Raw genomic sequence first — 12834 nt, forward strand, 5'->3', positions numbered from 1 at the left:
GCCCGACATGAACGCCATGAACGCAATGAACCAGCAGCTCGCGGGCTACGCCCCGACCCCCGTCACGGCCCGCATGGAGAACCACGGCCGGGCCATGCTCAAGGTCGCGATGCAGAGCGGCCAGGACCTCTTCGCCCGCACCGGCTCGATGGTCGCCTACGAGGGCTTCGTCCAGTACGAGCCCAACCCGCCCGCCGTCCGCCAGATGGCCTCGCAGTGGCTGACCGGCGAGGGCGCACCCCTGATGAAGTGCACCGGCGACGGCCTGCTCTACCTCGCCGACTACGGCGCGGACGTCGTCTGCATCAACCTCGCCAACGACGCCCTCTCCGTCAACGGCACCAACCTCCTCGCCTTCGACGCCCACCTCCAGTGGGGCGTCGAGCGGGTCAAGGGCATGGCCAAATTCGCCGGCCAGGGCCTCTTCAACGTCCAGGTCTCCGGCACCGGCTGGGTCGCCATCACCTCCCGGGGCACCCCGATCGTGGTCGACTGCGGCCGCGGCGACGACGAGACGTACGTCGACCCGGACGCGCTCGTCGCCTGGTCCCCGAACCTCAAGGTCAAGGGGAAGCGCAGCTTCAAGGCCTCGTCGATGATCGGCCGGGGCAGCGGGGAGGCCTACCAGATGGCCTTCTCCGGCCAGGGCATCGTCGTCGTACAGCCCAGCGAGGACAGCACCGACCGGCTCCGGACCCGGGGCTGAGGGGGAGCGGACACACCATGCAGAGCTCACTTTTCGGCCACGCCGAGCAGCAGTCCCAGGACCGCTACACCGTCCAGAACCCCCAGCTCCTGAGGGTGACCCTGACCGGCTCCGACGACGTGCTCGCCCGCAAGGGCTCGATGGTCGCGTACCAGGGCATCGTCGACTTCGACGGGGAGTACCAGAGCGGCAACCAGCGCAACGCCCGCCGCCGCACCGGCGAGGGGCTGGACCTGATGCGCTGCTCCGGCCAGGGCACCGTCTACTTCGCCAACCTCGCCCAGTACGTCCACGTCGTCGACGTCGACCACGACGGCCTCACCGTCGACAGCAGCTACGTCCTCGCCATGGACTCCACGCTGCACTCCGAGGTCATCGCCGTCGACAGCCAGTACGGGATCTCCGGCTCCGGCAAGTACCAGCTCAACATCTCCGGCCGCGGCAAGGTCGCCCTCATGACCTCCGGACAGCCGCTGATGCTCCAGGTCACCCCGGACAAGTACGTCAACGCCGACGCCGACGCGATCGTCGCCTGGTCCACCTCGCTGCGCGTGCAGATGCAGGCCCAGACCCACTCCGCCGGCGTGTGGCGGCGCCGCGGCAACACCGGCGAGGGCTGGGAGCTCAGCTTCCTCGGCACGGGCTTCGCCCTGGTCCAGCCCAGCGAGGTGCTGCCCCCGCAGAACGCCCAGCTCGGCCAGGGCCTCGCCGCCCAGTACGGCGTGGGCCAGCACGGCGCGCACGCCCAGAACCAGAACAACGCCTGGAACTGACCGGACCGGACCGGCGCACACGGGAGGGGCGGACCCGCACGGGTCCGCCCCTCGCCGCAGGACGCCGGCTCACGCGCCCCGCATCAGCTCACGCGCCCAGCCGCGCCCGCGTCGCCTCCAGCAGCCGCACCACCGAGGTGTCGGCGACCTCCGCGACCTCGTCGTACGCGAACCAGCGCAGGTCCAGCGACTCGTCGCTGATCTCCGGCTCCGCGCCGGCCGGGGCCAGCACCGCGTACTGCACGTCCAGGTGCCAGTTGCACGGCGCGGGGATCGGGTGCCGGTCCAGGCGCACCGGCCCGCCCGCCACCAGCGTCAGCCCCGAGCCGATGCCCGACTCCTCGACGGCCTCGCGCATCGCGGCCCCGGCGAGGCTGGTGTCCCCGGGCTCGCAGTGCCCGCCCATCTGGAGCCACAGGCCGAGCTTCTTGTGCAGGGTCAGCAGCACGCGGCCGCCGGCCGGGTCGATCACCAGCGCGCTGCCCGTGACGTGACCGGCCGTACAGGGCTTGTAGACCCCGTCCGGATGGGCGGCCAGGTGCTCCAGGTAGACCCCGCGCAGGTCCTGCTGCTCGGCGTCCGGGCCCTCGTACTCCTTCAGGACCAGGACGGCGTCCTCGTACAGGCTCACTTCTTGTCGTCGCCTTCTTCGTCACGCTGCTGGGCGGCCTCGCCGAGCATCTTGTCGATCTCCGAGAAGTCCAGCTGCTCGCGGTGCACGAACCCGTCCGGGTCGTCCAGGTCGGAAGCCGTCGGCAGCATGTCCGGGTGCTCCCACAGCCCGTCGCGGCCGTCCACCCCGCGCGCGTCGGTGAGAGAGGCCCACAGCCGCGCGGCGTCCCGCAGGCGCCGCGGCCGCAGCTCCAGCCCGATCAGCGTCGCGAAGGTCTGCTCCGCCGGACCGCCCGAGGCACGCCGCCGGCGCATGGTCTCGCGCATCGCGTCGGCCGAGGTCAGACGGGGCTTCGCCGCCTCGTGCACGACCGCGTCCACCCAGCCCTCGACCAGCGCGAGCGCCGTCTCCAGGCGGGCCAGGGCGGCCTTCTGCTCCGGGGTGTCCTGCGGCTGGAACATGCCGCCCTGCAGGGCCTCCTGGAGCTGCTCCGGGTTCGTCGGGTCGAGCTGGCCGACCACGTCCTCCAGCTTCGAGGTGTCGACCTTGATGCCCCGCGCGTAGCCCTCGACCGCGCCGAACAGGTGCGAGCGCAGCCACGGCACGTGCGCGAACAGGCGGGCGTGGGCCGCCTCGCGCAGCGCCAGGTACAGCCGTACCTCGTCCGAGGGGACGCCCAGGTCCTTGCCGAAGGCCTCGATGTTCAGCGGCAGCAGCGCCGCCCGCCCGGCCGGGCCCAGCGGCAGCCCGATGTCCGTGGAGCCGACGACCTCGCCCGCGAGCGTGCCCACGGCCTGGCCGATCTGCTGGCCGAACATGGCCCCGCCCATGGACCGCATCATCCCGAGCAGCGGGCCCGCCATGGCCTGCATCTCCTCGGGCAGCACGCCGCCCATGGCCGCGCCGACGCGCTCGGCGACCGGGTCCACCAGCTCCTTCCACACCGGGAGGGTCGCCTCGACCCACTCGGCGCGGCTCCACGCGACGGCCGCGTTGGCGCCCGACGGCAGCGAGGTCACGCCGTCCAGCCACAGGTCGGCCAGGCGCACGGCCTCCTCGACCGCGGACTTCTCCGCGATGCCGACGCTCGCGTCCTTGACCCCGTCCGCGGTGCCCTGCGCGACGGTCTGGCGGGCGATGTCCTTGGCCATGTCCCAGTTGACGGGACCGCCCTCGTAGCTCAGCATCTGGCCGAGCTGCTGGAAGGCGGCACCCAGGTCGTTCGGGTTCATGGAGCCGAACATCGCGGCGAACGGATTCTCCGCGCCGCCGGGGAAGCCGCCGGGACCGCCCGGGCCGAACCCGAACGGATTGGCCGGGCCGCCCTGGCCGCCCTTCTTGCCCTTGTCGCCGTCCTCCGGCTCCTCCGGCGGAAGGCCGAATCCGAATGGGGTGTCGCTCACGGGTTTCCTCGGCTCGTAGGGCCGCCGGCGGACGCCGACGGGCGATGGTAGGACAACACCACCCAGCGTAGACACCACTCCCGCTTCCGGTCTCGGTGCTCCGCCGGGTCCTGGGCTGCGGCAGGATGGACATCACCTGGTGGGTACGCGTCACAGCGCGTCCCCACTGAAGACAACCGCTGGAGACGCCCGGTGAGTTCCCCAGATCCGCAGGCTCGCGCGCCGCACGACGCCGAAAACCGCCCTGACCACGACGACAGCGCCCCCGGCGTTCGCCAGCCGCGAAACCAGGCCGGCCCGCGCCGTCCCAGCCCCGTGATCGCGGTGACCGGCGCCGCCTCCGGGGTCGGCGCGGCCCTGGTGAGCCGGCTCGTCGAATCCGACGAGGTCAAGCAGGTCGTCGCGATCGACGAGCGGCGCGGGGACTGCGCCGCCGCGCAGTGGCACGTCCTGGACGTACGGGACCCCGCGATCGCGGAGAAGCTGCGCGGCGCGGACGTGGTCGTCCACCTCGCGCTCGACCTGGACCTGGAGTCGGACCCCGCGGCCCGTACGGCGTACAACGTACGCGGGACCCAGACCGTGCTGACCGCCGCCGCCGCGGCCGGCGTGCACCGGGTCGTGCTGTGCACCTCGGCGATGGTCTACGGAGCCCTGCCCGACAACGACATCCCGCTCTCGGAGGACTCCGAGCTGCGGGCCACCGCCGAGGCCACCGGCGTCGGCGACCTGCTGGAGATCGAGCGCCTGGGCCGCCGCGCCCCCCGCGCGCACCCCGGGCTGAACGTGACGGTCGTACGCCCGGCGGTCCTGGTCGGCGGCACGGACACCGCCCTGACCCGGTACTTCGAGTCCCCGCGCCTGCTCGTCTGCGCCGGCTCCCGGCCCACCTGGCAGTTCTGCCACGTGGAGGACCTGGTCAGCGCCCTGGAGTACGCCGCCCTGGAGAAGGCCGAGGGAGAGCTCGCCGTCGGCTGCGAGGGCTGGCTGGAACAGGAGGAGGTCGAGGAGCTCAGCGGGATCCGGCGCATGGAACTGCCCTCGGCGGTCGCCCTGGGCGCCGCGGCCCGGCTGCACCGCATCGGCCTGACCCCGTCCCCGGCCGGGGACCTCGCGTACACGATGCACCCGTGGGTGGTCAGCGTCAGCGGGCTGCACGCGGCCGGCTGGCGGCCCCGCTGGACCAACGAGGAGGTGCTCGCCGAGCTCCTCCAGGAGGTCGCGGGCCGGCACACCGTCGCGGGCCGCCGCCTGGGCCGCAAGGACGCCGCCACGGCCGCCGGCGCCGCCGGTGCGACGGTGGCCCTGCTCGGCGCCGCGGCCGCCGTACGCCGCGCCCGGCGCCGCCGCGGCCTCTGACCTGCGGGCCCGGCCCGGGCCCGGCCCGGGCCGGAGGGGCGCGGCCTCCTGTAGGAGGCTCCCAACCGCGGCGCCGGGCACCGGGCGAAACGGCTATTCCACCGGATCGGCGGCTAGGGCACGATGGGGAACATGGCACCGCACTTCGACCACCCCGGCGAGCAGGCCGCCCAGGACCCCGTCCGCCTGCTCGAAATCCGTGAGACCCCGCTCTCCATCGACGAGGTCTTCCAGGCCGTCGGCGACGACGCCACGGGAGGCACCACCCTCTTCGTCGGGACCGTGCGCAACCACGACGGCGGCGCCGACGTCGACTCGCTCGGCTACTCCTGCCACCCGACGGCGGAGGCCGAGATGCGCCGCGTCGCGGACCGCGTCATCGCGAAGTACCCGGTCCGCGCGCTGGCGGCCGTGCACCGCGTCGGCGACCTGGCCGTGGGCGACCTGGCCGTGATCGTCGCCGTCTCCTGCCCGCACCGCGGCGAGGCCTTCGAGGCCTGCCGCATGCTGATCGACGACCTCAAGCACGAGGTCCCGATCTGGAAGCACCAGACGTTCTCCGACGGCACCGAGGAGTGGGTCGGCGCCTGCTGAGCCGGGGGCCGGGCGCGGGGTCCGGACGGGCGGGGGGTAGCGTCACCCCCGTTCGGCCGCGCAACACGCCCTCGATTTGCGTAACCCCCCTCCGGGCACGAGCGTTGAAGCCACCAACGACACGTACTTTCGGGGCAGGGAGGCACGTTCATGGCATCACTGGCGTGGTTGCTGATTCCGCTGTTCGCCGCCATCGGAGCGGCGATATGGGGCAGCTGGGCGGCCCGCGACCGCACCCAGGGAGACATATCCGAACTGGCCGGCTACGCCAGGTTCCGCGAGGCCATGGACAGGGCCGACCGGGCCGGGTCGAACGAGAAGGCGCACTCCGGTTCCGACGCCGTCTGACGCGTCCCGTGAGCCCCTTCCCCGTCCCCGCTGAGAATCCGGTGAGAGTTCCGTCCGCGGGCCCCGTACGGACCGGCCCCACGGGCCGCCCGGCCGGGCCGTCCCGTACTGTCGATCCATGCCACGCCGCACCGCGACGATGCTCGCTTCCTTCCTCGTGCTGTTCGCGCTGCTCTGCGCCGGGGTCTTCATCAAGGTCCCGTACTCCGAGATGAGCCCGGGCCCCACCGTGAACACGCTGGGTGACTCGCGCGGTGAGCCGGTGCTGAACATCTCGGGGCGCAAGACGTACCCCACCAGCGGCCACCTCAACATGACCACGGTCCGCGTCACCGGCGCCGACTACGACATGAACCTGGTGGAAGCGGTGTACGGCTGGCTGGCCGGCGACAACATCGTCGTACCGCACGAGAACCTCTACCCGAACGGCAAGACGGACAAGCAGTCCACGCAGGAGAACGCCGAGGAGTTCAGCCAGTCGCAGGAGAGCGCCAAGGTGGCCGCCCTCAAGCAGCTCGGCATCCCGGTGACCGCCCGCGTCGTCGTCTCCACCGTCGTCAAGGCCAGCCCTTCCGAGGGCAGGCTGCACGCCGGTGACGTGATCAAGGAGGTCGACGGCACCGCCGTCACCGTCCCCGGGGACGTCGCGAAGCTCGTGACCAAGCACAAGCCCGGCGAACCCGTCGTGTTCACCGTCGTGCCCGCGGCCGAGGCCGCCGAGGCCGAGAAGGGCAACCGCGAGCCCACCGGCACCTCGAAGATCACCATCACCGCGGGCAAGGCGGAGGACGACGGCCACGCCATCGTCGGCATCCGGGCCGGGACCGACCACACCTTCCCGTTCCCGATCGACATCAAGCTCGCCGACGTCGGCGGCCCGAGCGCCGGCCTGATGTTCGCCCTCGGCATCGTCGACAAGCTCACCCCCGAGGACCTCACGGGCGGCAAGTTCATCGCGGGCACCGGCACCATCGACGACGAGGGCAGGGTCGGCCCCATCGGCGGCATCCAGATGAAGACCATCGGAGCCCGCAAGGCCGGGGCCGAATACTTCCTGACCCCGGCCGAGAACTGCGCCTCCGCCGCCTCGCACACCCCCGACGGCCTGACCCTGGTGAAGGTCGCCACCATCGCGGACGCCACCAAGGCGCTGGAGAAGATCGGCAAGGGGGACACGGCCGGACTGCCGAAGTGCACCGCGTCCTGACCGTGCCCCCTCCCACCCCCGCCACAGGCGGGGGCGCGCCCTAGGCGAAGGTCGCGGCCAGCGCTTCGGCCAGCCCGGGCACCAGGCCCGCGCCGGTCAGCACCTCGCTGGAGGAGTCCTTGTCGCGCAGCCGTACGGCCGACTCGCGCGAGCCGTCGCGCAGCACGCCCACCGTCAGGCGGACCTCCTGCCGCTCGGGGTGGCCGGCGACCCACTTGGCCAGCTGCTTGTCGCTGAGCCCCTCCGGTACGGAGGCCTCCGCGGACGGCGGCAGCATCAGCCGCTCCACCGTCAGGGCGCACCCGGCGACCGCGTCGGGCCAGGCGATGGTGCCGAGGAACTTGTCCAGCGGGGTCCCGGCCGGCACCTCCTCCTGCTCGATCGGGGTCAGCTGGCTCTTGCCGGCGTCGTCCTGGTCCAGGCCGAGCTGCCCGGCGATGCGGGGCTCCTGCCTCCGCAGCCGGGCCGTGTCGACCAGGGCGAAGAGCCGGGCCGGCTTGTCCCAGCCGAGGGTGGACGCGTACTCGTCGATCTCGAGGACGGCGCGGGTCAGCGGACTGGCCGCCATGGGGGTGCCGGGGGAGGGCGAAAGGTTGGACATGGACAACATCCTGCCTCCTTCACCCCCGATACCGGGAACTGACTAAAGCCTCAGTAAGTTGCATGGGTGGGGCCTACGATCGGGGCCCACCACCAGACACAGCGACTTTCGAGGTGCGCACCTTGGCTTTCCAGATGCCGGACCGCGGCGGAGGCCCCTCCGGGCCACGGATGAGAGTCGGCCGCCCGTCCCGGCGCGCCCGGACTCTACTGACGACTTTGGGCGTCCTTGCCGTCCTGGCCATGGCGTTCATCATGTTCGCCGGGTTCTGGACGGACTGGCTCTGGTTCCGATCCGTCAAGTATTCCTCGGTCTTCACCACCACCCTGTGGACCAAGGTCGGCCTCTTCGCCGTCTTCGGGCTGCTGATGGCCGGTGCCGTCGGGCTGAACATCTGGCTGGCGTACCGGCTGCGGCCGCCGCTCAGCGCGATGTCGATGGAGCAGCAGAGCCTCGACCGCTACCGGATGAGCGTCGCCCCGTACAAGAAGTGGCTGCTCCTGGCCATCTCGGCGGTCGTCGGCCTGATCGCGGGCGCCTCGGCGGCCGGCCAGTGGAAGACCTGGCTCATGTACGTGAACGGGGTGCCCTTCGGGCAGAAGGACCCCCAGTTCCGCCTGGACGTGTCGTTCTACACCTTCGACCTGCCGTGGTACCGGTTCCTGCTCGGGTTCGGCTTCGCCGCGGTCGTGCTCTCGGTGATCGCCGCCGTCGTCGTGCACTACCTGTACGGCGGCCTGCGCGTGACCAGCCCGGGCGCCCGCGCCACCGCCGCGGCGACCGGGCACCTGTCAGTGCTGCTCGGCCTCTTCGTCACCTTCAAGGCCGTCGCGTACTGGCTCGACCGGTACGGCCTCGCCGTGAAGTCCAGTGACTTCAAGGCCGCCGACAACTGGACCGGCCTGCGCTACGTCGACGCCAACGCCTACCTGCCGGCGAAGACGATCCTCGTCGCCATCGCGGCGATCTGCGCGGTGCTGTTCTTCGCCACCCTGTGGCGGCGCACCTGGCAGCTGCCGGTCATCGGCTTCGGCCTGATGGTCCTCTCGGCGATCCTGATCGGCGGGCTGTACCCGGCGATCGTCCAGAAGTTCCAGGTCCAGCCGAACGAGCAGGCCAAGGAATCCCCGTACGTCGAGAAGAACATCAAGGCCACGCGCGACGCCTACGGGATCGCCGGGGCCGACGTCAAGGACTACCCGGGCGTGCCGCAGACCGAGGACCGCACCAAGCTGCGCTCGGTGGCCGACACCACCGCCAGCCTGCGCCTCCTCGACCCGAACATCGTCTCGCCGGCCTTCCAGCAGCTCCAGCAGGTCAAGGGCTACTACGGCTTCCCGTCCACGCTGGCGGTCGACCGGTACGACGGCCAGGACACGGTCATCGGGCTGCGCGAGCTGAACATCGGCGGCATCCCGAAGAACAACTGGATCAACGACCACTTCAAGTACACGCACGGTTACGGCGTGGTCGCGGCCAAGGGCACCACCGTCAAGGACGGCGCCCCCGACTTCACCCAGTCCGACCTGCCCTCCAAGGGCATGTTCGGGACGGACTTCGAGCAGCGCATCTACTACGGCGAGCAGACGAAGCAGTACTCGATCGTCGGCGGTCCGCAGAAGGAGCTCGACTACTCGGACGACAAGGGCGAGAAGGAGACCAGCTACAAGGGCAACTCCGGGGTCAACCTGGACAACCCGGTCAACCGGGCCGCGTACGCGCTCGCCTTCAGCGAGCCGCAGATCCTCTACTCCGGCGCCATCGGCGAGGGCTCGCGGATCCTGTACAACCGCACGCCCAAGGACCGTGTCGAGGCCGTCGCCCCCTGGCTGACCATCGACGGCGCCCCCTACCCGGCGGTCGTCGACGGCCGGATCAAGTGGATCGTCGACGCGTACACGACGACGAACGGCTACCCGTACGCCTCGCGCACCACGCTGGGCCGGAGCACCGCGGACTCGCTGACCAATAGCCAGCGCGCGGTGGTCGCCCAGGAGAACCAGGTCAACTACATCCGCAACTCGGTGAAGGCCACCGTCGACGCGTACGACGGCACGGTCGAGCTGTACCAGTGGGACACCAAGGACCCGGTCCTGAAGACCTGGATGAAGGCCTTCCCCGGCACGGTCAAGCCGAAGAGCGAGATCGCCAAGCCGCTCATGGACCACCTGCGGTACCCGCAGGACCTCTTCAAGGTCCAGCGCGAGCTGCTGACCCGGTACCACGTCACCGACCCGCAGACCTTCCTCAGCGGCAGTGAGGCCTGGGCCGTCCCGGACGACCCGACGACCAAGGCCGGCACGGCGGTCCCGCCCTACTACCTGTCGATGAAGATGCCGGGCCAGCCGGAGAAGGACCAGGTCTTCTCGCTCACGACGACCTTCACGCCGAACGAGCGGCCCAACCTGAGCGCCTTCATGGCGGTGAACGCCGATCCCGGTACCCCGGAGTACGGCAAGATCCGAATCCTGAAGATGCCGACCAGCAAGCCGCCGGACGGCCCCGGCCAGGTCCAGAGCAAGTTCCAGTCGGAGCCGAAGATCGCCGAGTCGATCCGGCTGCTGCGCGGCGGTGACTCGGAGATCGAGTACGGCAACCTGCTCGCGGTCCCGATGGACGGCGGGATGCTCTACGTGGAGCCGGTGTACGTGCGCAGCTCCGGGCTGAAGTACCCGCTGCTGCGCAAGGTGCTGGTGACCTACGGCGGCCAGACGGCCTTCGAGGACACCCTGGAGAAGGCGCTGAACGTGGTCTTCGGAGCCGAGGCCCCGACGACCCCGACCACGCCGACGCCGCCGACCACGCCGACGAACCCGAACACCCCGCCGACCGCGCAGGACCCCACGGTCAAGGCGGCCCTCGCCGACGCCCAGAAGGCGGTCGAGGAAGCCGACAAGGCCATGAAGGCGGGCGACTGGGCCGCGTACGGCAAGGCGCAGAGCGACCTCCAGGCGGCGCTGAAGCGGGCGATCGACGCGGAGGCGAAGCTGACGGCGCCCAAGCCGGCCGGCTAGGCGGTGCGCACAACCCGGTAATGGCTCGGTCCCGCGTCGTGATACTGTTGTTTCACCGACGCGGGGTGGAGCAGCTCGGTAGCTCGCTGGGCTCATAACCCAGAGGTCGCAGGTTCAAATCCTGTCCCCGCTACTGAAGACGAAGGCCCGGATCCAATGGGATCCGGGCCTTCGTCGTGCCCGGAGCACCGAAAAGGTGCCGCTGGGAGACACGGGGTCACTGGGGCGGGTGAGTTGGAGCGTGAGCGTGTTTGACTTGTCTCTCTGTGGGCATGTCGACAAAACGCTGTAGTGACCTCACTGGCTGCGACATACCAGGTGTACGCATGTAGCAGGTGATGCGACGATGGGATTTATGGGGGACAGGTCAACTCTGCTGGAGACAGGGCGGTTTGTGAGGGCGGAGGCAGAGTCGGGCACGGGAACGGGCGTGGCCGCTCCGACTGTTAACGCGCAGACCGCACTGACCGATGCGGATTTCGCGGCAGAAGCCTTCGGGGACGCCGAGGGCGCCACCGACGCCGAGCTGGAGGCCCGCCACCGGGTGGCCGCCGACAAGGGCGACCCGGGCGCCATGAGCGTGCTCGGCGCCCTGCTGCTGCGCCGCGGTGACCTGGCCGGGGCCGAGCCCTACCTGCGCGGCGCCACCGGCGCCGGCGACCGCGCCGCCGCCAACAATCTCGGGGTCCTGCTCCTCCAGCGCGGCTACCCCGACGAGGCCGCCGGCTGGTGGCGGGTCGCCGCCGTCGCCGGATCCGCCCCCGCCGCGCACGCCCTCGGCCGCCACTACCGCGAGCGCGGGGACGAGCCGGCCGCCGAGTACTGGCTGCGCCAGGCCGCGGAGTCCGGACACGCCCTGGGCGCGTACGGCCTGGCCGACCTGCTGGAGCACCGCGGGGACAAGGGCATCGAGCGCTGGTTCCGCGCCGCCGCCGAGCAGGGCCACCGCGAGGCCGCCTACCGCCTCGCCCGCCACCTGCGCAAGGGCGACCCCGCCGAGGCCGAGCAGTGGTACCGCCAGGCCGCGGCACGCGGCCACCGCCGCGCCGGGCTGCACCTCGGCGCCCTGCTGGAGGCGCGCGGCGAGCTGAAGGAGGCCGGCCGCTGGTACCTGAGCTCCGCCAAGCAGGGCGAGGCCCGTGCGGCCTGCGCCCTCGGCTTCCTGCTGCGCGACGCCGGGGACGAGGACAGCGCGGCCGCCTGGTGGCACCGCGCGGCCCAGGACGGCGACGGCAACGCGGCGAACGCCCTGGGCGCCCTCCACGCGGCCCGGGGCGAGACCCAGACGGCCGAGAAGTGGTACCGGGTCGCGATGGACGCCGGCGACCACAACGGCGCCTACAACCTGGCCCTGCTCTGCGCCGCCCAGGAGCGGACCGCGCAGGCCGAGCAGTGGTACCGCCGGGCGGCCTACGCCGGCCACCGCGAGGCCGCCAACGCCCTGGCGATCATGCTGCTCCAGGCCGGGGACGCGGCCGGCGCCGAGCCGTGGTTCTCCAAGGCGGCGGAGGCGGGCAGCGTCGACGCCGCCTTCAACCTCGGGATCCTCTTCGCCAGCCGGGACGAGGACCGCTCCGCCCTGAAGTGGTACGAGCGGGCCGCCGCCGCCGGGCACACCGACGCGGCGCTCCAGGTCGGCATCGCCCTGGTGCGCGACGGCGAGGAGCGGGCCGCCGAGCGGCACCTGCGCTGCGCCGCGGGCGGCGGCAGCGCCGAGGCGGCCTTCCGGCTGGCCGCCCTGCTGGAGTCGCTGGCCCCGCCACCGGAGCCGGTCGCCCTCGGCGAGCCCGTCGGCGGCGCCGCCCGCACCGAGAGCGAGGAGTGGTACGCCCGCGCCGCCGAGCAGGGCCACCGCCGGGCCCAGGTGCGGGTCGGCATGCTCGCCGCCGCCCGGGGCGACCTCGCGACGGCCGCCCGGTGGTACCGGGAGGCGGCGGAGGCCGGCTCGCGCAACGGCGCCTTCAACCTCGGGCTGCTGCTGGCCCGCGAGGGCAGCGAGCCCGAGGCGGCCCTGTGGTGGACCCGCGCGGCGGTGGCCGGGCACGGCCGGGCCGCGCTGCGCCTCGGGCTGCTCGCGGCCCGGCACGGCGACCTGGCCGAGGGGCAGAAGTGGTGCGCACGGGCCATGGAGCTGGGTCCGGCCGAGGTGGCCGAGCGCGCCGCCCGGCTGCGCGACGCGCTCGCGGAGGAACTGTCCGCCTGAGCCCGGGCCGGGT

General features: G+C 72.0%; 11 protein-coding genes and 1 tRNA gene. 9 read left to right on the plus strand and 3 right to left on the minus strand.

Features of this window, described 5'->3' with window-relative positions:
• Positions 1-25: 25 nt before the first annotated feature.
• Together AC069X_RS02560 and AC069X_RS02565 are read left to right on the plus strand one after the other, a co-directional pair.
• Positions 26-706: an AIM24 family protein gene (locus tag AC069X_RS02560; protein ID WP_478724356.1), complete on the plus strand. Its 681-nt coding sequence runs from the start codon at positions 26-28 to the stop codon at positions 704-706.
• A 17-nt stretch (positions 707-723) separates the two neighbouring features.
• Positions 724-1479 (plus strand): AIM24 family protein, encoded by a 756-nt coding sequence (locus AC069X_RS02565; RefSeq protein ID WP_478724259.1) that lies wholly within the window; start codon positions 724-726, stop codon positions 1477-1479.
• Positions 1480-1567: 88 nt separating this feature from the next.
• Here the strand turns inward: AC069X_RS02565 and AC069X_RS02570 are convergent, their stop codons facing one another.
• Positions 1568-2110 carry an NUDIX hydrolase gene (locus tag AC069X_RS02570; RefSeq protein WP_478724261.1) on the minus strand — a complete coding sequence of 181 codons (543 nt, stop codon included), beginning with the start codon at positions 2108-2110 and terminating at the stop codon, positions 1568-1570.
• Positions 2107-3495, minus strand: coding sequence for a zinc-dependent metalloprotease (locus AC069X_RS02575; protein WP_478724263.1), 1389 nt, complete (start codon positions 3493-3495; stop codon positions 2107-2109). Before AC069X_RS02575 ends, AC069X_RS02570 begins: the two co-directional genes overlap by 4 nt.
• A 192-nt stretch (positions 3496-3687) precedes the next feature.
• On the opposite strand from AC069X_RS02575, the gene AC069X_RS02580 reads away from it, so the two are divergent.
• The 4 genes from AC069X_RS02580 (at position 3688) to AC069X_RS02595 (ending at position 7003) form a co-directional block, all read left to right on the plus strand.
• Positions 3688-4854, plus strand: coding sequence for an SDR family oxidoreductase (locus AC069X_RS02580; RefSeq protein ID WP_478724265.1), 1167 nt, complete (start codon positions 3688-3690; stop codon positions 4852-4854).
• A 132-nt stretch (positions 4855-4986) separates the two neighbouring features.
• Positions 4987-5448, plus strand: coding sequence for a molybdenum cofactor biosynthesis protein MoaE (locus AC069X_RS02585; RefSeq protein ID WP_478724267.1), 462 nt, complete (start codon positions 4987-4989; stop codon positions 5446-5448).
• A 150-nt stretch (positions 5449-5598) separates the two neighbouring features.
• The gene (locus AC069X_RS02590) at positions 5599-5796 is read left to right on the plus strand and encodes a hypothetical protein (RefSeq protein WP_478724269.1); all 198 of its coding nucleotides are present in this window, start codon (positions 5599-5601) and stop codon (positions 5794-5796) included.
• A 118-nt stretch (positions 5797-5914) separates the two neighbouring features.
• Complete coding sequence (locus AC069X_RS02595; RefSeq protein WP_478724271.1) at positions 5915-7003, plus strand: YlbL family protein; 1089 nt, start codon at positions 5915-5917, stop codon at positions 7001-7003.
• A 40-nt stretch (positions 7004-7043) separates the two neighbouring features.
• On the opposite strand, the gene AC069X_RS02600 is transcribed toward AC069X_RS02595, so the two are convergent.
• The gene (locus AC069X_RS02600) at positions 7044-7613 is read right to left on the minus strand and encodes a PPA1309 family protein (protein WP_478724273.1); all 570 of its coding nucleotides are present in this window, start codon (positions 7611-7613) and stop codon (positions 7044-7046) included.
• Between the two features lie 125 nt (positions 7614-7738).
• Here AC069X_RS02600 and AC069X_RS02605 point away from each other — a divergent pair, with 125 nt between their 5' ends.
• The 3 genes from AC069X_RS02605 to AC069X_RS02615 all read left to right on the plus strand — a co-directional run bounded on the left by AC069X_RS02605 (position 7739) and on the right by AC069X_RS02615 (position 12821).
• Positions 7739-10618 carry a UPF0182 family membrane protein gene (locus AC069X_RS02605; RefSeq protein WP_478724358.1) on the plus strand — a complete coding sequence of 960 codons (2880 nt, stop codon included), beginning with the start codon at positions 7739-7741 and terminating at the stop codon, positions 10616-10618.
• A gap of 59 nt (positions 10619-10677) precedes the next feature.
• A tRNA-Met gene (locus AC069X_RS02610) sits at positions 10678-10751 on the plus strand.
• A gap of 222 nt (positions 10752-10973) precedes the next feature.
• A complete protein-coding gene (locus AC069X_RS02615) occupies positions 10974-12821 on the plus strand; it encodes a tetratricopeptide repeat protein (protein ID WP_478724275.1) in 1848 nt (615 codons plus the stop codon).
• The last annotated feature ends 13 nt before the right edge of the window (positions 12822-12834 follow it).

The sequence above is a fragment of the Streptomyces sp. NPDC043896 genome, from assembly GCF_056435605.1.